General features: G+C 71.2%; 17 protein-coding genes. 14 read left to right on the forward strand and 3 right to left on the reverse strand.

Annotation, left to right across the window (positions count from 1 at the left end; genetic code table 11):
• Positions 1 to 21: 21 nt before the first annotated feature.
• The 9 genes from PUT80_RS41290 (at position 22) to PUT80_RS41330 (ending at position 9,523) form a co-directional block, all read left to right on the forward strand.
• Positions 22 to 1,722: a CTP synthase gene (locus PUT80_RS41290; protein WP_081684781.1), complete on the forward strand. Its 1,701-nt coding sequence runs from the start codon at positions 22 to 24 to the stop codon at positions 1,720 to 1,722.
• A complete protein-coding gene (locus PUT80_RS41295) occupies positions 1,719 to 2,351 on the forward strand; it encodes an NUDIX hydrolase (RefSeq protein ID WP_275295390.1) in 633 nt (210 codons plus the stop codon). Before PUT80_RS41290 ends, PUT80_RS41295 begins: the two co-directional genes overlap by 4 nt.
• Positions 2,352 to 2,390: 39 nt before the next feature.
• Entirely contained in the window at positions 2,391 to 3,323 is a 933-nt protein-coding gene (xerD, locus tag PUT80_RS41300) for a site-specific tyrosine recombinase XerD (protein WP_275295391.1), read from the forward strand.
• A 132-nt stretch (positions 3,324 to 3,455) separates the two neighbouring features.
• Positions 3,456 to 4,514: an AAA family ATPase gene (locus tag PUT80_RS41305; RefSeq protein WP_199817785.1), complete on the forward strand. Its 1,059-nt coding sequence runs from the start codon at positions 3,456 to 3,458 to the stop codon at positions 4,512 to 4,514.
• Complete coding sequence (locus PUT80_RS41310) at positions 4,511 to 4,927, forward strand: cobyrinic acid a,c-diamide synthase (protein ID WP_134668136.1); 417 nt, start codon at positions 4,511 to 4,513, stop codon at positions 4,925 to 4,927. Before PUT80_RS41305 ends, PUT80_RS41310 begins: the two co-directional genes overlap by 4 nt.
• Positions 4,927 to 5,952, forward strand: coding sequence for a segregation/condensation protein A (locus PUT80_RS41315; RefSeq protein ID WP_240692044.1), 1,026 nt, complete (start codon positions 4,927 to 4,929; stop codon positions 5,950 to 5,952). The genes PUT80_RS41310 and PUT80_RS41315 overlap by 1 nt, the downstream gene beginning before the upstream one ends.
• Entirely contained in the window at positions 5,949 to 6,791 is an 843-nt protein-coding gene (scpB, locus tag PUT80_RS41320) for an SMC-Scp complex subunit ScpB (protein WP_275295392.1), read from the forward strand. The genes PUT80_RS41315 and scpB overlap by 4 nt, the downstream gene beginning before the upstream one ends.
• Positions 6,781 to 7,533, forward strand: coding sequence for a pseudouridine synthase (locus PUT80_RS41325; protein ID WP_037815466.1), 753 nt, complete (start codon positions 6,781 to 6,783; stop codon positions 7,531 to 7,533). Before scpB ends, PUT80_RS41325 begins: the two co-directional genes overlap by 11 nt.
• Positions 7,534 to 7,621: 88 nt before the next feature.
• Positions 7,622 to 9,523, forward strand: coding sequence for a Xaa-Pro dipeptidyl-peptidase (locus PUT80_RS41330; RefSeq protein ID WP_275295393.1), 1,902 nt, complete (start codon positions 7,622 to 7,624; stop codon positions 9,521 to 9,523).
• 410 nt (positions 9,524 to 9,933) lie between these two features.
• Here the strand turns inward: PUT80_RS41330 and PUT80_RS41335 are convergent, their stop codons facing one another.
• The 3 genes from PUT80_RS41335 to PUT80_RS41345 are packed head-to-tail and all read right to left on the reverse strand — an operon-like array spanning position 9,934 to position 12,010.
• Positions 9,934 to 11,124, reverse strand: a complete 1,191-nt coding sequence (locus tag PUT80_RS41335) for a cation:proton antiporter (protein WP_037815470.1) — start codon at positions 11,122 to 11,124, stop codon at positions 9,934 to 9,936.
• Positions 11,124 to 11,606, reverse strand: a complete 483-nt coding sequence (locus PUT80_RS41340) for a cation:proton antiporter regulatory subunit (RefSeq protein ID WP_009079551.1) — start codon at positions 11,604 to 11,606, stop codon at positions 11,124 to 11,126. The genes PUT80_RS41335 and PUT80_RS41340 overlap by 1 nt, the downstream gene beginning before the upstream one ends.
• A 35-nt stretch (positions 11,607 to 11,641) precedes the next feature.
• Entirely contained in the window at positions 11,642 to 12,010 is a 369-nt protein-coding gene (locus PUT80_RS41345; RefSeq protein WP_238605689.1) for a DUF4267 domain-containing protein, read from the reverse strand.
• A gap of 196 nt (positions 12,011 to 12,206) precedes the next feature.
• Here PUT80_RS41345 and cmk point away from each other — a divergent pair, with 196 nt between their 5' ends.
• From cmk to PUT80_RS41370, 5 genes are all read left to right on the forward strand, one after another.
• On the forward strand, positions 12,207 to 12,932 hold the full coding sequence (gene cmk, locus PUT80_RS41350; RefSeq protein WP_275295395.1) for a (d)CMP kinase: 726 nt from the start codon (positions 12,207 to 12,209) through the stop codon (positions 12,930 to 12,932).
• The gene (locus PUT80_RS41355; protein ID WP_205673281.1) at positions 12,929 to 13,585 is read left to right on the forward strand and encodes a lysophospholipid acyltransferase family protein; all 657 of its coding nucleotides are present in this window, start codon (positions 12,929 to 12,931) and stop codon (positions 13,583 to 13,585) included. Before cmk ends, PUT80_RS41355 begins: the two co-directional genes overlap by 4 nt.
• A gap of 16 nt (positions 13,586 to 13,601) precedes the next feature.
• Positions 13,602 to 15,086 (forward strand): ribosome biogenesis GTPase Der, encoded by a 1,485-nt coding sequence (gene der / locus PUT80_RS41360; RefSeq protein WP_275295394.1) that lies wholly within the window; start codon positions 13,602 to 13,604, stop codon positions 15,084 to 15,086.
• A 318-nt stretch (positions 15,087 to 15,404) separates the two neighbouring features.
• A complete protein-coding gene (locus PUT80_RS41365) occupies positions 15,405 to 19,292 on the forward strand; it encodes a Pls/PosA family non-ribosomal peptide synthetase (protein WP_275295396.1) in 3,888 nt (1,295 codons plus the stop codon).
• 82 nt (positions 19,293 to 19,374) lie between these two features.
• Positions 19,375 to 20,739, forward strand: a complete 1,365-nt coding sequence (locus PUT80_RS41370; RefSeq protein ID WP_275295397.1) for a M1 family metallopeptidase — start codon at positions 19,375 to 19,377, stop codon at positions 20,737 to 20,739.
• Positions 20,740 to 20,889 lie beyond the last annotated feature (150 nt).

Here is a 20,889-nt window from a genome sequence, read left to right on the forward strand (position 1 = left end):
AGTGGGATATGCTGGCGGCCCGTGGGACTTCAGTCGCGGGCTACCAAGTATGTCTTTGTCACCGGAGGCGTTGCCTCCTCTCTGGGTAAGGGTCTGACGGCGTCCAGCCTCGGACAGCTGCTCACTTCGCGCGGACTTCGCGTCACGATGCAGAAGCTCGACCCGTACCTCAATGTCGACCCCGGGACGATGAACCCGTTCCAGCACGGCGAGGTGTTCGTCACCGACGACGGCGCCGAGACCGATCTCGACATCGGGCACTACGAGCGCTTCCTCGACCGCTCTCTCGACGGCAAGGCGAACGTCACCACCGGACAGGTGTACTCGGAGGTGATCGCCAAAGAACGCCGCGGCGAGTACCTCGGCGACACCGTCCAGGTGATCCCGCACATCACCGACGAGATCAAGGCGCGGATCACCGCCGCGGCCGGGCCGGACGAGAACGGCGTCGCGCCGGACGTGGTGATCACCGAGGTCGGCGGCACGGTCGGCGACATCGAGTCGCTGCCGTTCCTCGAGGCGTGCCGCCAGGTGCGCCACGACGTCGGCCGCGACCAGTGCTTCTTCCTGCACGTGTCGCTGGTGCCGTACCTCGCCCCCTCGGGCGAGCTCAAGACCAAGCCGACCCAGCACTCGGTCGCCGCGCTGCGCAACATCGGCATCCAGCCGGACGCGCTGGTGTGCCGCGCGGACCGGGAGATCCCGGACGACCTCAAGCGCAAGATCGGCCTGATGTGCGACGTCGACACCGAGGCGGTCATCGCCTGCCCGGACGCGCGCTCGATCTACGACATCCCGAAGGTGCTGCACGGCGAGGCGCTCGACGCGTACGTGGTGCGCCGGCTGGGCCTGCCGTTCCGGGACGTCGACTGGACGGTGTGGGGCGACCTGCTCGACCGCGTGCACAACCCGAGCGAGATCGTCCGGGTCGCCGTGGTGGGCAAGTACATCGACCTGCCGGACGCGTACCTCTCGGTCACCGAGGCGCTGCGCGCGGGCGGGTTCGCGCACCGCGCCAAGGTCGAGATCGTCTGGGTCGCCTCGGACGACGCGCAGACCGAATCCGGCGCGGCGTCCGTGCTGTCCGATGTGGACGGTGTGCTGATCCCCGGCGGGTTCGGCATCCGCGGCATCGAGGGCAAGGTCGGCGCGATCCACTACGCGCGCACGCACGGCGTCCCGCTGCTCGGGCTGTGCCTCGGCCTGCAGTGCATGGTCATCGAGAGCGCGCGGAACCTCGCGGGCATCGAGGGCGCGAACTCGGCCGAGTTCGACGAGGACACCCAGCACGCGGTGATCTCGACCATGGCCGACCAGCGCGACGTCGTCGCGGGCGAGCGGGACATGGGCGGCACCATGCGGCTCGGCGCGTACCCGGCGAAGCTCAAGGCCGGTTCGCAGGTCGCCAAGGCGTACGGCACCACCGAGGTGTCCGAACGCCACCGCCACCGCTACGAGGTGAACAACGCCTACCGCAAGCAGATCGGCGACGCGGGCCTGGTGTTCTCCGGCACCTCGCCGGACGACCGGCTCGTCGAGTTCGTCGAACTGCCCGCGGACAAGCACCCGTTCTTCGTGGGCACCCAGGCGCACCCCGAGCTGAAGAGCCGCCCGACCCGGCCGCACCCGCTGTTCAGCGCGTTCGTGAAGGCCGTCGTGGACCGCAAGGTCGCCGAGCGGCTCCCGGTCGAACTCCCCGAAACGCCCGTGGCGGCTCGGTGAGCGCGCCCGGCACGCACGAGTTCTCCGTCGCCGGCAGCACGGTCGTCCACGTGGGACGCGTCGTCGGCCTCCGGGTCGACGACGTCGTGATGCCCGGCGGGGAAACCGCCAAGCGCGAGGTGGTCGAACACCTCGGCGCGGTGGTGATCGCGGCGCTGGACAGCGAGGACAACGTCACGCTCGTGCACCAGTACCGGCATCCGCTCGGGCGCAGGCTGTGGGAGCTGCCCGCCGGGCTGATCGACAAGCCGGGGGAGGAGCCGGTCGAGGCGGCGAAGCGCGAGCTGGCCGAGGAATCCGGGCTGGCGGCGGCCCGCTGGGACACCCTGGTCGACGTCGCGGCCTCGCCCGGGTTCACCGACGAGGTGGTGCGCGTCTTCCTCGCGCGCGATCTGTCCGAAGTGGACCGCGACGTGCTCGGCGACGAGGAGGCCGACCTGGTGGTGCGGAAGTTCCCGCTCGCCGAGGCGGTCCGGATGGCGCTCGCGGGCGAGCTGGTCAACGGCGCGACCGTCTCGGGCGTGCTGTCGGCGCACGCGGTGCTGACCGGGGCGGCGGAGACGCGCCCGGCCGACGCGCCGTGGCAGGACCGGCCCTCCCGGTTCGCCCGCCGACTGGCCGAGGGCTGAATTCCCGGTTCTGTCGGGGCGCCGTCCTAGAGTGGCGGCGTGAATGACGCGAGAGTCGAGGTGCGGGGCGCGATCGCCACGTACCTCGACCATCTCGTCGTCGAACGCGGCACCGCCCGCAACACCCTCGACAGCTACTCCCGCGACCTCCGCCGCTACGCCGCCCACCTGGAAGCGGCGGGGATCGCGCGGCTGACCGAGGTCACGCCCGCGCACGTCACCTCGTTCGGAGCGGCGCTGCGCGAAGGCGACGAAGAACACCGGCCGCTGGCGGCGTCGTCGGCCGCGCGGGCGCTCGTCGCGGTGCGCGGGCTGCACAAGTTCGCGCACGCCGACGGGCTCACCGAACACGACCCGGCCCGCGACGTCCGTCCGCCGGCCGCGGCGAAACGGCTGCCCAAGGCGTTGCCGGTCGCGGACGTCCTGAAGCTGCTCGACACCCCGCCGCCGGACGGCGAACGCGCCTTGCGCGACCGCGCGCTGCTGGAACTGCTCTACTCGACCGGAGCCCGGATCTCCGAGGCCGTCGGGCTCGACGTGGACGATGTGGACGAGACCGAGCGCACCGTCCTGCTCGACGGCAAGGGCGGCAAGCAACGGCTGGTGCCGATCGGCCGTCCCGCGCTGGAAGCACTCGACGCGTACCTGGTCCGCGCTCGTCCCGCGCTCGCCGCGAACGGCCGGGGCACGTCCGCGATCTTCCTCAACGCCCGCGGCAGCCGGCTGTCCCGGCAAAGCGCGTGGCAGGTGCTCAAGGACACCGCCGAGCGGGCCGGGATCACCGCCGCGGTGTCGCCGCACACCCTGCGCCACTCGTTCGCGACCCACCTGCTCGAGGGCGGCGCGGACGTCCGCGTGGTGCAGGAACTGCTCGGCCACGCCTCGGTGACCACGACCCAGGTGTACACGCTCGTCACGGTCACGACGCTGCGAGAGGTCTACGCCACCGCGCATCCGCGCGCGCTGGGCTGAACGTCCGAACCGCCTCAGGGCCTTCCCACGCTGCGGTGACTCGGCCCGTGCGGCCCGGCGCGGCGCTTTGCCGGTGCTCCGGAAATCCGCATAGGCTGCCGGAGACCCCGCCGAACAAGGAGCTTTCGCGCCATGTCGACACCGACTCCGAACCAGCCGGAGGACCCGGCAGCGCCCGCCGGGCCAGCTGGGCCGGCAGTGTCCGCCGGGCCCGCTGCGTCGTCCGGGTCCTCCGGTTCGGCCGCGGCGAACCTCGAGCACGCGCGGATCGCCACGCCGGCGGACCACGAGGGCGACGAGCCGGAACGGCCGCTGACCCGCGCCGAACGCGCCCGGATGCGGGCGAAGGAGCGCGCGGAGAGCGGGATCGGGCCGACCGGCCGCCCGCTGCGCGAGATCCCCGAGCCGCCGCCGCTCGAGCGGCACGGCCCGGCGAAGGTGCTCGCCATGTGCAACCAGAAGGGCGGGGTCGGCAAGACCACGTCCACGATCAACCTCGGCGCCGCGCTCGCCGAATGCGGCCGCCGGGTGCTGCTGGTCGACTTCGACCCCCAAGGCGCGCTGTCGGTCGGGCTCGGCATCCAGCCGCACGAACTGGACCAGACGGTCTACAACGTCATCATGGAGCGCTCGGTGCAGATCGAGGACGTGCTCCGCAAAACCCGCGTCGACGGCGTTGACCTGCTGCCGAGCAACATCGACCTGTCCGCGGCGGAGGTCCAGCTCGTCGCAGAGGTAGGGCGCGAGCACACGTTGTTACGGGTCCTTCGTCCGGTGATGAACGACTACGACTATGTTCTTGTCGACTGCCAGCCCTCGCTCGGCCTGTTGACGGTGAACGCATTGACCGCCGCGGACGGTGTGATCATCCCCCTGGAGTGCGAGTTCTTCAGTCTGCGAGGCGTCGCGCTCCTGATCGACACGATCGAGAAGGTGCAGGAACGCCTCAACCCCAAACTGGACATCACGGGGATTCTCGCCACGATGTACGACCCGAGAACCCTGCACTCGAAGGAGGTCATGGCTCGCGTGGTCGAGGCATTCGGCGACACCGTGTTCGACACGGTGATCAACCGCACCGTGCGGTTCCCCGAGACGACGGTCGCGGGCGAGCCCATCACGACCTGGGCCCCCAAGTCCGCCGGCGCCGCGGCTTACCGCGCGCTGGCCCGCGAGGTGATCGCTCGGTGAGCAGGCGCGCTTCCCTGCCCGGAGCGTCGGAGCTCTTCCGCCTCACCTCCAGTCCGGCGACCCCCGCGCTCGAACGTCCCGCCGTGCCCGCTCCGGCGGAACCGGTGGCCCCGCCGCGCAAGCCGAGCGCTCCGGCGGACGCCGACCAGCTGGCCCGCAACGCGGCGCGCAGCGGGTCCGGGCGCACCAAGCACGACGCGAAGATCACCGTGTACGTCTCCGGCGAGGAACTGCTCGCGATGGAGCAGGCCCGGCTGAACCTGCGCGCCAAGCACGACCTGGTCGTGGACCGCGGCCGGCTGGTCCGCGAGGCGGTCGCCGTGCTGCTCGCCGACTTCGACCAGCGCGGCGAGGACTCCGTGCTCGTGCAGCGATTGCGGGCGAACGGCGAGGACGGCGGAACCGAGGGCTGATGGACGAACCGGCATCGGCCGAGCTGCCGGAGCCGGAAGCGGCAGCCACCGAAAGCACGCGCGGCACGGAGGAACCCGGCGCAGCGGCTCCGGAAAGCACGGCGGCCGCGGAGGCTCCGGAGGAGACCGACGCTCCGGAAGCCCCCGGGCCCGCCGAGGCTCCGGCCGTGCACGAGACGGTGCACGGCGGCACCATCCCCGAGGGATACGCCGCCGACGAGGGGTCCTCGAAGTTCAAGGTGCGGCTGCAGAACTTCGAGGGCCCGTTCGACCTGCTGCTGCAGCTGATCTCGCAGCATCAGCTGGACGTCACCGAGGTCGCGCTGCACACCGTCACCGACGACTTCATCGCCTACACCCGCGCCCTCGGCCCGGACTGGAACCTCGACGAGACCACCGAGTTCCTCGTGATCGCGGCGACCCTGCTCGACCTCAAGGCCGCCCGGCTGCTGCCCGCGGCCGAGGTCGAGAACGAGGACGACCTCGCGCTGCTGGAAGCCCGGGACGTGCTGTTCGCGCGGATGCTGCAGTACCGCGCGTACAAGCAGGTGGCCGCGCTGTTCGGCGAGCTGGAGGAAGGCGCGCTGCGGCGGTACCCGCGGTCGGTGGCGCTGGAGGAGCGGTACCTCGGGCTGCTGCCGGAGGTGATGCTGGGCGTCACGCCGGAGCGGTTCGCGGAGATCGCGGTCGCGGTGTTCCGGCCGAAACCGCCGCCGCAGGTGTCGATCGCGCACATCCACATGGGCCGGGTGTCCGTGCGCGAGCACGCCGCGCTGCTGCGGCTCAAGCTCGCCGAGGCCGGGCAGGCGACGTTCAAGGAACTGACCTCGGACTGCGAGCACACGGTCGAGGTCGTGGCGCGGTTCCTCGCGCTGCTGGAGCTGTACCGCGAGTCGTCAGTGCAGTTCGACCAGCTGGAGGCATTGGCGGAACTGCACGTCCGCTGGACCGGCGGCAGCGTGGCCGAGGCGTCCGTCGCCGCCGAGCACGACCGCGCGGCGGCCGATGAGGAGGAATACGGGTGAGCACCGAAGACGACCGCGCACCGGAGCGGGAGGAGAGTCCGGCGGAAGAGGCTCAGGTCGAGGCCGAACAGGCTGCGGTCGAGCCGGACGAGACTGAGCCGGAAACCGCGCCGCAGCCGGAAAACGAGGCCGAGCCTGTGGAGGCCGTCGAGCCGGAACCCGCGCCGGAAGTCGAAGCGCCGGAGCCAGCCGAAACCGAGCCGGAGTACGCCGAAGCCGAATCCGCGCCGGAGGCCGAAGCCGCGGAGCCGTCCGACGACGAAGGACTGGTCGCCGTCGACAGCGGCCTGCCCAGCGTCGAGTCGGACGAGGCGCTCGAAGCCGCTCTCGAAGCGCTGCTGCTCGTCGTGGACTCGCCGATCGCGGAGGATTCCCTCGCCGAAACGCTGGACCAGCCGGTCGCCAGGGTGACCGTCGCGCTGCGGACGATGGCGCAGAAGTTCACCGAGCGGGCCAGCGGGATCGACCTGCGGCGCGTCGGCGAAGGGTGGCGGTTCTACACTAGGGACACCTACGCCCCGTTCGTGGAGAAGCTCCTGCTGGACGGCCAGCGGTCGAAGCTGACCAGGGCCGCGCTGGAGAGCCTCGCCGTGATCGCGTACCGGCAGCCGGTCACCCGGGCCCGGGTCGCGGCGGTGCGCGGGGTGAACGTGGACGGCGTGATCCGGACCCTGCTGGCGCGGGGGCTCATCGAGGAGATGGGCACCGACCCGGAGACCACGGGCACGCTGTACGTGACGACCGAGCTGTTCCTGGAGCGACTGGGGCTGTCGTCGCTGAACGACCTACCCCCGATCGCTCCGCTGCTACCCGAAGTGGACACCATCGATGACATCTGAGCAACACCCCGACGGCATCCGCCTGCAGAAGGTCCTGTCGCAGGCGGGCGTGGCGTCGCGCCGGGCCGCCGAGGACCTGATCGCGGCCGGCCGGGTGGAGGTGGACGGCGAGGTCGTCACCGAACTGGGCCGCCGCGTGCACCCGGACGAGGCGGTGATCCACGTCGACGGCACGCGGGTCAACCTCCGCGACGACCTCGTGTACCTCGCGTTCAACAAGCCCAAGGGCGTGCACTCGACGATGTCGGACGACCGGGGCCGCCCGTGCGTCGGCGACTACCTGCGCGGCCGGTGGGAGGAGACCCCGGGCGTCGTGCACGTCGGACGGCTCGACGAGAACACCGAGGGCCTGCTGCTGCTGACCAACGACGGCGACCTCGGGCACCGGCTGATGCACCCGTCGTACCGGGTGCTCAAGACGTACTTCGCGGAGGTCGAGGGGCTGGTGCCGCGCGGGCTCGGCAAGGAGCTGCGCGCGGGCTGGGAGCTGCCGGACGGGATCGTGAAGGTCGACCAGTTCCGGGTCAAGGACATGCATTCCGGCCGGAGCATGATCGAGCTGGTGATCCACGAGGGCCGCAAGCACATCGTGCGCAGGCTCATGGCGGCCACCGGGCACCCGGTCCGCAAGCTGGTGCGCACCGCGGTCGGCGACGTGCAGCTGGGCAACCAGCGCCAGGGCACGATCCGCAGGCTGAACCGCGGCGAGGTCGGCACGCTGTACCGCACCGTGGGACTCTGACCGGTTCCCCACTTTCGGCCCTGCTGCCGGACCCCGCGCCCCGACCAGAGTTGTCGGTACCCGACGACGACTCTGGAGGGCGACGGGAATGCGTGTGCTGACAGGGCTGTGCGCCGCCGCGGTGCTGGCCGCGGGAGTGGTGGTGCCGGCGGCCGCGACGGCCGCCCCGGCGAGAACCGCCACGGAGCCGCAGTACGACTACGCCGGGGCGATCCGCGAAACGGTGTGGGTCGACCTCGGCCGGGACGGCGACGGGGACGGCGTGCCGGACCGGGTCGCCGCCGACATCGTGCGACCGAAGGAACCGGCCGAGGCGGGCAAGAAGATCCCGGTGATCATGGACGCCAGCCCGTACTACTCCTCGGTGGGGCGCGGCAACGAAACCCAGTTCAAGACGTACGACGCGCAGGGCCGACCGGTCGGCTTCCCGCTGTTCTACGACAACTACTTCGTGCCGCGCGGGTACGCGGTGGTGCTCGTGGACCTCGCGGGAACCAACCGGTCGACCGGGTGCATGGACGTCGGCGGCAACTCGGACGTCCAGTCGGCGAAGAAGGTCGTCGACTGGCTGAACGGCCGCGCGACCGGCTACACCGCGAAAACCGGCGGCACGAAGATGTCGGCGGGCTGGAGCGACGGCGGCGTCGGGATGATCGGCAAGTCCTACGACGGCACCATCGCCAACGGCGTCGCCTCGACCGGCGTCGAAGGACTCAAGACCATCGTGCCGATCTCCGCGATCAGCTCCTGGTACGACTACTACCGCTCGGACGGCGCGTCGTTCGGCTTCAACCCGGACGGGCTCGCGCAGACCGTCGAGCGGCGCAACGGCGGCCAGGATTGTTCGGCACAGAACCGGAAACTCGCCGAGGGCGCGACCGAGAACGGCGACTACGGCCCGCTGTGGGCGGAGCGCGACTACGTGGCGAACGCGAAGAACGTGCGCGCCAGCGTGTTCATCTCGCACGGCGTCAACGACCTGAACGTCATGCCGATCAACTACGGCCAATGGTGGGACGCGCTCGCCGCGAAGGGCGTGCAGCGCAAGATCTGGCTCGCCCAGACCGGCCACGTCGACCCGTTCGACTACCGCCGTACCGAGTGGGTCGACACCCTGCACCGGTGGTTCGACCACTACCTGATGGGCATCGACAACGGCATCGATAAGGAACCGCAGGCGACCGTCGAACGCCAGCCGGACCAGTGGGTCAACGAAGCGACCTACCCCGCGCCGGGCACCAAGGGGACGGTGTTGCGGCCGCAGCCGGGCCGTACCGCTGGCGTCGGCACGCTCGGCACCGCGGGTGGCCGGGGCAGCGCGTCGTTCACCGACAACCCGAAGATCGGCGAGAACGAGTGGGCGGCGAACCCGTCGGGCACGTCGCCGAACCGCGTCCTGTACAGCACTAGCGCGCTCTCTTCGCCGGTGCAGGTCTCGGGCACCTCGTCGATCACCGTGACGGCCACGCCGAGCACTCCGACCGCGCATCTATCGGCGATGCTGGTGGACTACGGCCCCGCGAAGATCCGCAATTTCTCGGGCTCTGGCGAAGGAATCGTGACCGGCACGGACCGCACGTGCTGGGGTTCGAGCATCGACGGCGACAGCGCTTGCTACAAGGTGACCAGCGCGGACACGACGAACGTGGACTACACGATCATCAGCCGAGGCTGGGCGGACCTGGCGAACTACCAGTCCCTGAGCCGGGAAGCGCGGCTGACGCCGGGCAAGGCGTACACGATGACGTTCCGCCTGGCGAGCACCGACCACATCGTCCCGGCCGGGCACCGGCTGGCACTGGTGATCGGCGGCACGGACGCCAATTTCATCACCGCACCGGCGAACCCGCCGAAGCTGACCATCGACCTGGCCAAGACCTCGGCCCGGATCCCGCTGGTCGGCACGGTTCCGGCGCGTCCGCGGACGGAATCCGCTCCGGCGGGTCCGCTCGCGCACGTTCCGGCCGCGGCGCGGTTCGACCTGCGCTGACAAAAGTCCGTGAAGGGCTCCTTGAGAGAATCAGATTCCCTCAAGGAGCCCTTCACGGACCTCGGCCCCACGCACTCACCCGCCGCCAGAGGGACGCAACCCTCCGCGAGCGCGGCGCGTGACGCTGCCCTCGGTCGGGGAGCACGGTCGGGCTGGTGCGGAGGTCGTGAGGGGAACCCTGACGGAATCAGATTCCCTCAGGGTTCCCCTCACGGACGTCAACCGGAGCGGAGAAGCAACGCAGCCCCGTCGACGCTGCGCCTCGCCGTACCAACACCGCCCGCCGCGCCACTGAGAAAACCCCAATGCCGCATTGGGTGCGTGCGACGCACCGAACGCCACATTGGGTGCATGTGACGCACCCAATGCCACATTGGGGCGCTTCTAGCCACCCACCAAACCGCAGCCGCTCACCCAGCAGTGACGGTCTCCTTGGCCGCTGCCTTGCGCTGGAAGGCTTTCGCGATCGGCTCGACCACCCGAGCCGCGGTCGGTCCGAGGATCGCCATCAGCAGCACGTAAGCCGTAGCGAGCGCGGCCAGTTCGCCATCGACAGCTCCAGCAGTAACCGCCAACCCGGCGATGACGATCGAAAACTCGCCCCGCGCAACCAAAGCCGCTCCCGCGCGGGCCCGGCCGAGTCGACCGATTTTCTGCCGCCGAGCAGCCCACCACCCGGTGGCCACCTTCGTCAAAGTGGTCACCACAGCAAGCGCCGCAGCCCACCCGAGCACCGGCGGAATCGACGCCGGGTTGGTGTTCAGCCCGAACACCACGAAGAACATCGCAGCAAAGAGATCCCGCAGCGGTTCCAGCAGCCGGGTCGCGTTGTGCGCGGTCGACCCGGACACCGCGATGCCCAGCAGGAACGCCCCGACCGCCGCCGACACCTGCAGTGCCGAAGCGATCCCGGCCACCAGCAGGGCGGCGCCGAGGATCTTGAGCAGGAACACTTCCCGGTCGTCGCTGTCCACCAGCGCCGACACGTACCGCCCGAACTTCAGCGCGATCACCAGCACCACCGTGATCACCAGCAGCGAAATGCCCACGGCTTCCAGCCCGCCGAGCAGGCTCACCCCGCCGAGAATCGCGGTCAGGATCGGCAGGTACAGCGCCATCACGAGGTCCTCGAACACGAGGATCGACAGCACCACCGGCGTTTCGCGGTTGCCGAGCCGGCCGAGGTCGCCGAGGACCTTCGCGATGATGCCGGACGACGAGATGTACGTGACGCCCGCCATGACGATCGCGCCGATCGGGCCCCAGCCCAGGATCAGCGCCACCGCCGCGCCGGGTGCGGCGTTGAGCACGATGTCCACCAGTCCCGCGGTCCACGACCGCCGCATGCCGGTGAACAGTTCGGCCGCGGAGTACTCCAGGCCGAGCAGGAGAAGCAGCAGCACCACGCCGATTTCGCTGGCGAGGTGGGCGAAATCGCCGATGTCGGCGAGCGGGATCAGGCCGCCCGAGCCGAAGCACAGGCCGCCGAGGAGATACAGGGGGATGGGGGAGAGGCCGATCCGGCCGGCGAGCCTGCCCAGCGCGCCGAGCACGAAGAAGACCGCGCCGAGTTCGATCAGCGAAAGTGCGGTGTGGTCCATCAGCCGTGCTTGAGGATCTTGGCGGCGGCTTCCAGTCCCTCGGACGTGCCGACCACGACGAGCAGGTCGCCCGCGGTGAAGAGGAAGTCCGGCGTCGGCGACGGGTGCACCTGTCCGGCCCGCATCACCGCGACGATCGAGACGCTGGTCCGCGTGCGCATCGCGGTGTCGCCGAGCGAACGGCCGTCGAACGGGCTGTCCGCGGTGATCGGCAGCTGCTTCGTGTTGATGCCCGGCAGCTCGCGGTGCTCCTCGTTCAGCTGCGCCACCAGCTGCGGCGCGCCGAGCAGGTTCGAGAGCGCGCCCGCCTCGTCCGCGGTCAGCGGCAGCGACGCGAGGCAGGCGTCCGGATCGTCGGATTTAGAGACGATCAGCTCGATCTTGCCGTCCCGCTGGGTGACGACGCCGATGCGGCGGCCCGCGCGGGTGGCGAAGTCCTTGCGGACACCGATTCCGGGAAGAGGGGTGACTTCGACGTTCACTCGGACACGGTAACTCATTGTCCGATTCGCGGAGTTCAGCCCAGCAGGAACAGGACCGAGGTCGCGGCCATGAACGCGGCGGTCGCGCCGTGCACTCCGTAGGCCATGCTCTTCTTCCCCTTGTGCCGCAGGATGATCAGCATGTCGCACGCCGGCATGACGGTCGCGGCCAGCAGCAGCCAGCCGGCCAGGTGCGCGCTGCCCGCCAGCATCGCGACGCCGAGGATCAGCCCGGTGCCGATGTCGCGGTTCCCTTTGATCTCGAAGAACGCCGTCGAGCCGGTCGGGATTTCCCGCAGGCCGAACGTCGCGGCGCTTTTCGCCGGGGCGGTCAGATAGCCGATGCCGACGTAGATGATGCCGAGGACGGGGACGGCGGCGAGGACGTAAGCGGCGATCAGCATGGGGACCTTCCGAGGGAGTTAGCAGCGCTAGGAACAAGTGCAACGCTAACTTAGCGGCGCTAGCTTGTCTAGCGGCGCCTGAATTTCCGCCGCGGACACCGCCTGAGGTGCCGGGACCGGCTACGGGCAGAATGAACCGGACTGGGTGTGCGGGACGAACGTGAGGAGAGCATCGGTGACGGGAGCCCTACGTGGGGTGGTCGCGCTGGACGGCCCGTCGGGAACCGGCAAGACCACGGTGGCGCGCAAGCTCGCCGGACGGCTGAGCGCCCGCTACCTCGACACCGGAGCGATGTACCGCGTCGTCACGCTCGCCGTGCTGCGCGCCGGGATCGACCTCGCCGACGAACACGCGGTCGGCGCCCTCGCGCACGACGTCGACTTCTCGCTCGGCACCGACCCGGAGCGGCCGGACATCCGGCTGGCCGGCGAGGACGTCGCGGCCGAGATCCGCGGCCCCGAGGTGACCGGCGCGGTGTCGCCGGTGTCGGCCGTGCCGCAGGTGCGCGAGGTGCTCGTCGCCCGCCAGCGCCGGATCATCGCCGACGCGGTCGAGGACGACGGCGGGATCGTCGTCGAGGGCCGGGACATCGGCACCACCGTCGCGCCGGACGCGCCGCTCAAGATCTACCTCACCGCCTCGGCCGAGGTCCGCGCCGCGCGGCGGAACACCCAGGACTCCGCGGCGGGACGGGCCTCGAGCGTCGAATCCGCCCGCGAATCGGTGGAGCGCCGCGACCGGATCGACTACACCCGCGCCGCCTCGCCGCTGCGCGCGGCCGGGGACGCGGTCCAGGTCGACACCTCCGAGCTGACCATCGACCAGGTGATCGTCGCGCTGGCCGAACTCGCCCGCGGGCGGGGGCTGCTCGGCGACTGCCCGGCCGAACCGGCCGCCGCCGAGGCCGGGGTCAGCCGGTGAGCGGGGCCCTCCCCGAGGGGGCGAACGGCCTCCTGCTCGACATCGGGCGGACCGCGGGCCGGTATTATCTGCGTCCGGCGTTCCGGATCCGGGTGCACGGCCGCGACCGGGTGCCCGCCGACGGGCCGCTCGTGGTGATCGCGAACCACAGCTCGAACGTCGATCCGCAGCTGGTGATCGGAATGCTTCCGCGCCGCAGCGCGTTCTTGGCCAAGGCCGAGCTGTTCACGGGGATCGGAGGCCGGTTCCTGCGGGCGATCGGCCAGATCCCGGTCCGCCGGGGCGAGATCGACCGGACGCCGCTGACCACGGCGGTCGGGGTGCTCAAGGCGGGCGGGGCGGTCGGGATCTTCCCGGAAGGCACGCGCGGCGAGGGCGACGTCGGCGCCGCCGAGCGCGGAGCGGCGTGGCTGGTGCGCGCTTCGGGAGCCACCGTGCTGCCGATCGCGATCCGCGGGACGCGCAAGCCCGCCGACGGCAAGCGCCGCTGGCGACCGCGCGTGGACCTCCTCTTCGGGGAGCCGTTCGCGCTGAAGGTCGGTCCGGGCCGCAAGGGCCTCGACCAGGGCACCGAGGAGCTGCGCACGCAGCTCGCGGCGCTCGTGCAGTCTTTGGACGACTGGCGCGGCGAACACGGGTTCGCCACGCCGTAGGTGAAGTTGGGAAACGATGACAGGGTTTGACGCCGCCGCTGACAGTGCGGTGGACGGTCTCGGCGAGGTCGACGGCAGCTGGTCCGACGAGTCCGAGTTCGCCGCGCTCGACGCGAAGATCGAGGCCGAGGAGGCCGACGGCCGGGCGGCCGCCGCGCAGCCGGTGCTCGCCGTGGTCGGGCGGCCGAACGTGGGCAAGTCCACGCTGGCCAACCGCATCCTCGGCCGCCGGGAAGCGGTCGTGCAGGACGTGCCGGGCGTGACGCGCGACCGCGTCGCCTACGACGCGTTCTGGGCCGGGCGCCGGTTCACGCTCGTCGACACCGGCGGCTGGGAGCCCGACGCCACCGGCCTGCAGGCCTCGGTCGCGCAGCAGGCCGAGATGGCCATGCAGACCGCGGACGCGGTGCTCCTGGTCATCGACGCGACGGTCGGGGCTACCGCCACCGACGAGGCCGTCGCGCGCGTGCTGCGCCGTTCCAAGAAGCCGGTCCTGCTGGCCGCGAACAAGGTAGACGACGACCGGCTGCTGGCCGACACCGCGTCGCTGTGGTCGCTGGGCCTCGGCGAACCGCACCCGGTCAGCGCGCTGCACGGGCGCAGCTCGGGCGACCTGCTCGACGCGATCATGGCCGCGCTGCCCGAAGCACCGCGCGAAGCCGGCACGGTGACCGCCGGGCCGCGCCGCGTCGCGCTGGTCGGCAAGCCGAACGTCGGCAAGTCCAGCCTGCTCAACAAGCTTTCCGGCGAGCAGCGTTCGGTGGTCGACTCGGTCGCGGGCACCACGGTCGACCCGGTCGACTCGCTGGTCGAGCTGGACGGCGAGGTCTGGCGGTTCGTGGACACCGCGGGCCTGCGCAAGCGCGTGAACTTCGCCGACGGCGCGGAGTACTACGCCTCGCTGCGGACCAAGACCGCGATCGACGCGGCCGAGGTCGCGCTCGTGCTGCTGGACGCCTCGGAACCGCTGACCGAACAGGACCTGCGGGTGCTGACGATGGTGGTCGAGGCGGGCCGCGCGTGCGTGCTCGTGTTCAACAAGTGGGACCTGGTCGACGAGGACCGCCGGTACGCGATGGTGCGCGAGCTGGACCGCGGCCTCGTGCGGGTGCCGTGGGCGGAGAAGGTCAACGTCTCCGCGCTCACCGGACGCGCGGTGCGGAAGCTCGCGCCCGCCCTGCGCACGGCGCTGTCCTCGTGGGACCAGCGCGTGTCGACCGGTCAGCTCAACGGCTGGCTGTCCGACCTCATCGCGGCCACGCCGCCGCCGGTGCGCGGGGGCAAGCAGCCGAAGGTGCTGTTCGCGACGCAGGCGGGCATCCGCCCGCCGACGCTGGTGCTGTTCACCACCGGGTTCCTCGAGGCCGGGTACCGCCGGTTCATCGAGCGGAAATTCCGCGAGCAGTTCGGCTTCGCGGGCAGTCCCGTCCGGGTGAATGTGCGCGTCCGCGAAAAGAAGCAGAAGCCGAAGGCGGGCGGAAAAGCGGCTCGCAACCGCTGAGCCGGGACCGCCCCAATGTGGCATTGGGTGCGTAGGACGCACCCAATGTGGCATTCGGTGCGTGAGATGCACCCAATGCCACATTGGGGTTATCCCTTGCCCGGCCTGCGCGTCGTGATGTCCGACACGCCGCCGTTACCCTGACGCGACCTGGGCTTGATCGCCGCGTAAGGTGGACGGTCGCTACGGGCGCCTCATTCGGATGGCCGGCCCGAATGACGCTCGCGAAAGGTGAGTGATGGGCTTGCGCGCCCAGAGTTCGACCGTGTCCACCCCGTTCCGGAATACCGGAACGCACCCGGCCGCTGGGGCGGCCCGGTGACGCTGACCGCCGATTCCGGCAGCACCGAAGCCCTGACTCTCGCCGTCGAGGCGGCGCTCTCGCCCGCTCTGTTCGAGACCGCCGCGCCCGCCGCCGAGCGCACCCTCCTGGACATCCTCACCGCGACCGCGGAGCGGCACCCGAACGCCGCGGCGCTCGACGACGGCACCGGCCCGCTGAGCTACCGCAGGCTGACCGAAGAGATCGACGCGTACGCCCGCAAGCTGCGCGAGCACGGCGTCGGCCTCGGCGACCGTATCGGCATCCGGATCTCCTCGGGCACCGCCGAGCTGTATATCGCGATCCTGGCGACCCTGTCGGTCGGCGCGGCGTACGTGCCGGTCGACGCCGACGACCCCGACGAGCGCGCCGAGCTGGTGTTCGGCGAGGCAGGCGTCGCGGCGATCGCCACCGACGGCGAGATCACCGTCGCCGGGACCCCGAGCGGCGCCACCGGACAGCCCGGCCCGGCCGACGACGCGTGGATCATCTTCACCTCCGGCTCCACCGGCAAGCCGAAGGGCGTCGCGGTCACGCACGCCTCGGCGGCGGCCTTCGTGGACGCCGAAGCGCAGCTTTTCCTCGCCGACGAGCCGATCGGCCCCGGCGACCGGGTGCTGGCCGGGCTGAGCGTCGCGTTCGACGCCTCCTGCGAAGAGATGTGGCTGGCCTGGCGGCACGGCGCCTGCCTGGTGCCCGCGCCGCGCGCGCTGGTGCGCACCGGCGTCGACCTCGGCCCGTGGCTGGTCGCGCAGGGCATCACGGTCGTCTCGACGGTGCCGACGCTGGCCGCGCTGTGGCCGGCGGACGCGCTGGAAGACGTGCGCCTGCTCATCTTCGGCGGCGAAGCCTGCCCGCCGGAGCTGGCCGAGCGCGTGGCCGTCGAAGGCCGCGAAGTGTGGAACACCTACGGCCCGACCGAGGCGACCGTCGTGGCCTGCGCCGCGCAGATGACCGGCGAGGGCCCGGTGCGGATCGGCCTGCCGCTGGCCGGCTGGCAGCTCGTCGTGGTGAACGAGGAGGGCGAGCCGGTCGCCATGGGCGAGACCGGCGAGCTGGTCATCGGCGGGGCCGGGCTCGCCCGGTACCTCGACGCGGAGAAGGACGCGCAGAAGTTCGCGCCGCTGCCGTCGATGGGCTGGGAGCGCGCCTACCGCAGCGGCGACATGGTCCGCGCGGAGCCGGAAGGCCTGCTGTTCCTCGGCAGGCTCGACGAGCAGATCAAGCTCGGCGGCCGCCGGATCGAGCTGGGCGAGGTCGACGCGGCGCTGCAGGCGCTGCCGGGTGTGCGCGGCGCGGCCGCCGCGGTCCGCCGCACCAAGGCGGGCAACCAGGTCCTGGTCGGCTACATCGTCCCCGAGGACGGCGAAACGCTCGACACCGACGACGCCGCGACCCGGCTGCGCGCGCAGCTGCCCGCCGCGCTGGTGCCGCTGCTCGCGACGATCGACGACCTGCCGACCCGCACGTCCGGCAAGGTCGACCGCGCCGCGCTGCCGTGGCCGCTGTCCACTGTGGACGCGAGCGCGGCCGGGCTGTCGCCCACCGAGGCGTGGCTCGCCGAGGGCTGGAGCGAGATCCTCGGCGTGTCGGTGAGCACCGCCAGTGCCGACTTCTTCACCAACGGCGGCGGCAGCCTCACCGCGGCGCAGCTGATCGCGCGCATCCGCACCCGCCACCCCGAGGTGTCGGTCAGCGACATCTACCAGAACCCGAAGCTCGGCGCGCTCGCCGCGAAGCTGGACGCGCTCAGCGGCGAGGAGACCGAACGCCGCGAGATCGCGCCGACGCCGCGTCGCGCCGGTCTCGTGCAGTCGCTGCTGATGGTCCCGCTGATGGGTCTCGTCGGGCTGCGCTGGACCACGCTCGCGGCCGCCTGCTCGAACGTGCTGGCGTTGCTGGGCGTGTCCTGGGCGCCGACGCTGAACTGGGCGTGGCTGGTGCTCGCCTGGCTCGTGCTGTTCACCCCGGCGGGCCGGATCGCCATCGCCGCGGGCGGCGCGCGCGTGCTGCTGTCCGGGGTCCGCCCCGGCACCTACCCGCGCGGCGGGAGTGTCCACTTGCGACTGTGGACCGCCGAGAAGCTGGCCGAGTTCAGCGGTGCGGACAGCGTCGCGGGCGCGTCGTGGATGACGACGTACGCGAAGGCGCTCGGCGCGCGCATCGGCAAGGACGTCGACCTGCACTCGCCGCCGCCGGTCACCGGTTTCCTCAAACTGGGCCGCGGCGCGGCGGTGGAGCCCGAGGTCGATCTGTCCGGCCACTGGGTCGACGGCGACGTCGTGCACATCGGCAAGATGCGGATCGGGGCCGAGGCCCGGGTCGGCGCGCGCAGCACGCTGTTCCCCGGCGCCCGGGTCGGCAAGGGCGCGGAAATCGCGGCCGGGTCGACCGTGCGCGGCGCGGTCCCGGCGGGCCAGCGCTGGGCCGGTTCGCCCGCGGTGCGCTCGGACGTCAAGGACGCGCTGAAGTGGCCGTCGAGCCGTCCGCCGCGGTCGCGGTTCTGGGCTTCGGTGTACGGCGCGACCTCGGTGTTCCTGGGGCTGCTGCCCGGGATCGCCGCGCTGCCGGGCGTCGCGGTGATCGGGTACGCGATCGCCGGCACCTCTGATCTGGGTGCCGCGTTGAGCCAGGCGTTGATCTTCGTGCCGGTCGCGACCGTCGCTTACTTCCTGACCTACGCGCTGCTCGTGCTGGCCGGGGTCCGCGCGCTGGGCGTCGGCATGGTCGAGGGCTATCACCCGGTGCACGGCCGCGTCGCGTGGCAGGTCTGGGCGACCGAGCGGCTGATGGGGATGGCCCGCGAAGGCCTGTTCCCGTTGTACGCCAGCCTGTTCACGCCGGTGTGGCTGCGGCTGCTCGGCGCGAAGGTCGGCCGCAACGTGGAGGCGTCGACCGTCCTGGCGCTGCCGAAGATGACCAAAGTGGACAGTGGCGCGTTCCTCGCCGACGACACCATGGTCGCCACCTACGAACTGGGCCACGGCTGGCTGCACGCCGCCCCGGCGCGGATCGGCAAGCAGGCGTTCCTCGGCAACTCGGGGATGACCGCGCCGGGCCGTTCGGTGCCGAAGCGCGGGCTGGTCGGGGTGCTGTCCTCGACGCCGGCGAAGGCGAAGAAGGGCTCGTCGTACCTGGGCATGCCGCCGCTGCCGGTGCGCCGCGCGGTGGAGGAGAGCGACACCAGCCGCACGTACACGCCGCCGCTGCACCTCAAGGCGGCGCGGGCGCTGGTCGAGCTGTGCCGGATCCTGCCGGTGATGTGCGCGGTCGCGCTCACCGTCGGCGTCGCGTTCGCACTGGTGGCGCTGGCGGCGTGGGGCGGCTTCTGGGTCGCCGCGCTGCTGGCCGGGCCGGTGCTGCTGGCCGCCGGGATCGTCGCGGCGCTCACCGCGACCGCGGCGAAGTGGCTGCTGGTCGGGAAGTTCCGCGAGATCGACCATCCGCTGTGGAGTTCGTTCGTGTGGCGCAACGAGCTGGCCGACACGTTCGTCGAGGCGCTCGCGGTGCCGTGGCTGATCGGGTCGCTCGGCGGCACGCCGCTGCTGCCCGCGTGGCTGCGCACGATGGGCGTCAAGATCGGCCGCGGCGTCTGGCTCGACACCTACTGGCTGCCCGAGTCCGACCTGGTCGAACTGGGCGACGGCGCGACGATCAACCGCGGCTGCGTGGTGCAGACGCACCTGTTCCACGACCGGATCATGACCATGTCGCGGGTGAGGCTGGAAGAGGGCGCGACGCTCGGCCCGCACGGGATCGTGCTGCCGGGCGCGAGCATCGGCGCGCGCACCACGGTGGGCCCGGGTTCGCTCGTGACGCGCGGCGACGCGGTGCCCGCGGACAGCCGCTGGCTCGGCAATCCGATCTCGGCCTGGCGGCGGTGAGGGCACGGCCGTTGCGGCTCCTGCTTTCGTGCCTCATCCTGGAAACGATCACGGCAGCGGGCGAAGGCGGGTTTCGGTGCGGGTGAACGGGAAAGCGGCCGCGCCCGGAGCGGAGACCTCGGGCGACGGGTACCTCCCCGCGCACGGGAACGGCGGCTACCGGGTCCGGCACTACGACCTCGATCTCGACTACCGGATCGGGCCGAACCGGCTGTCCGCCACCGCGGTGCTCACCTGCGAGGCCACCCAGGCGCTGTCCCGGCTGACGCTCGACTTCGGCGAGTTCCGGGTGTCGCGCGTGCTGGTCGACGGCAAACCGGCGAAGTACGTGCGGCGAGGGCTGAAGCTGCAGGTCAAACCGGCGCGGTCGCTTCCGGCCGGTGCCGAGTTCCAGGTGGAGATCCGCTACGCGGGCAACCCGCGGCCGGTCAGCAGCCGGTGGGGAGACATCGGCTGGGACGAGCTGACCGACGGCGCGCTGGTGGCGAGCCAGCCGGTGGGCGCGCCGTCGTGGTTCCCGTGCAACGACCATCCGGCGGACAAGGCGAGCTACCGGATCTCGGTCGCGACGTCGTCGCCGTATCTCGTTGCGGCGACGGGGAATCTCGTGTCGCGGTACCAGTCGGCGAGCACGACCAAGTGGGTGTTCGAGCGGCCGGAGCCGACTTCGACGTACCTGGTGAGCGTCCAGATCGGGCGGTACGAGGACCTCGAATTGTCTTCCGGCGCCTGGGTTCCGGGGACCGCGGTCGACCGGCCGGGCGGAGTCGTCCAGCGAGCCGCGGTGCCGCCCCGGCTGCGGCGGGCGTTCGCGCGGGACTTCGGGCGGCAGGGCCGGATGATGGACGCGCTCGAGGAGTGGTTCGGGCCGTATCCGTTCGGCGAGTACGTGGTGGTCGTGACGGACGACGACCTCGACGATCCCATCGAGGCGCAGGGGATGGCGATCTTCGGGGCCAACCATGTGGACGGGAAGCGGACTCACGAGCGGCTGGTGGTGCATGAGCTGGCGCATCAGTGGTTCGGGAACAGTCTGACTGTCGCTGACTGGCGGCATATTTGGCTCAATGAGGGGTTTGCTACTTACGCCGAGTGGTTGTGGTCGGAGCGGGCTGGTGGGGAGTCGGCGGAGGCGTTGGCTCGGGGTTGGTATGCGCGGGTGCGGGCCAAGCCGGCGGATGTGAGTATCGGGGATCCTGGGGTTTCTCGGATGTTTGATGAGCGCGTGTATAAGCGTGGGGGGTTGACGCTGCACGCGCTGCGGGGGGAGATGGGGGATTCGGCGTTTTTCGCGCTGGTTAAGGCTTGGGCGGTGGAGAATCGGCATGGGGCGGTGACTACGGAGGGGTTCGTGGCGCTGGCCGAGTCTTATGCTGGGCGGTCTTTGGGGGAGTTCTTCGTCCGGTGGTTGGAGAGGGTTGAGTTGCCGTCCTTGCCGTTGTTGTGATTCGGCTCGTCGCCTGGCGGCGACATTGCGCACGGGTGGTTGCGTGGGGCACCCCGAAGTTTGATTGTGCTGACGGTTCGGGGGTGCTTGTCAAGGCGGGAAAGATGCCTTGACAAGCACCCCCGAACCGCAGGGGAGCTTCGTATCGGG

Origin of the sequence: Amycolatopsis sp. La24, assembly GCF_029087445.1 — a bacterium.
Taxonomy (GTDB): domain Bacteria; phylum Actinomycetota; class Actinomycetes; order Mycobacteriales; family Pseudonocardiaceae; genus Amycolatopsis; species Amycolatopsis nivea.

Excerpts from the sequence above, each read along its gene's own strand:
- PUT80_RS41330 (WP_275295393.1), top strand. The coding sequence starts at position 7,622 with ATGCGTGTGCTGACAGGGCTGTGCGCCGCCGCGGTGCTGGCCGCGGGA.
- PUT80_RS41305 (WP_199817785.1), top strand. The coding sequence starts at position 3,456 with ATGTCGACACCGACTCCGAACCAGCCGGAGGACCCGGCAGCGCCCGCC.
- der (WP_275295394.1), top strand. The coding sequence starts at position 13,602 with ATGACAGGGTTTGACGCCGCCGCTGACAGTGCGGTGGACGGTCTCGGC.
- PUT80_RS41335 (WP_037815470.1), bottom strand. The coding sequence starts at position 11,124 with ATGGACCACACCGCACTTTCGCTGATCGAACTCGGCGCGGTCTTCTTC.
- PUT80_RS41345 (WP_238605689.1), bottom strand. The coding sequence starts at position 12,010 with ATGCTGATCGCCGCTTACGTCCTCGCCGCCGTCCCCGTCCTCGGCATC.
- PUT80_RS41325 (WP_037815466.1), top strand. The coding sequence starts at position 6,781 with ATGACATCTGAGCAACACCCCGACGGCATCCGCCTGCAGAAGGTCCTG.
- PUT80_RS41315 (WP_240692044.1), top strand. The coding sequence starts at position 4,927 with ATGGACGAACCGGCATCGGCCGAGCTGCCGGAGCCGGAAGCGGCAGCC.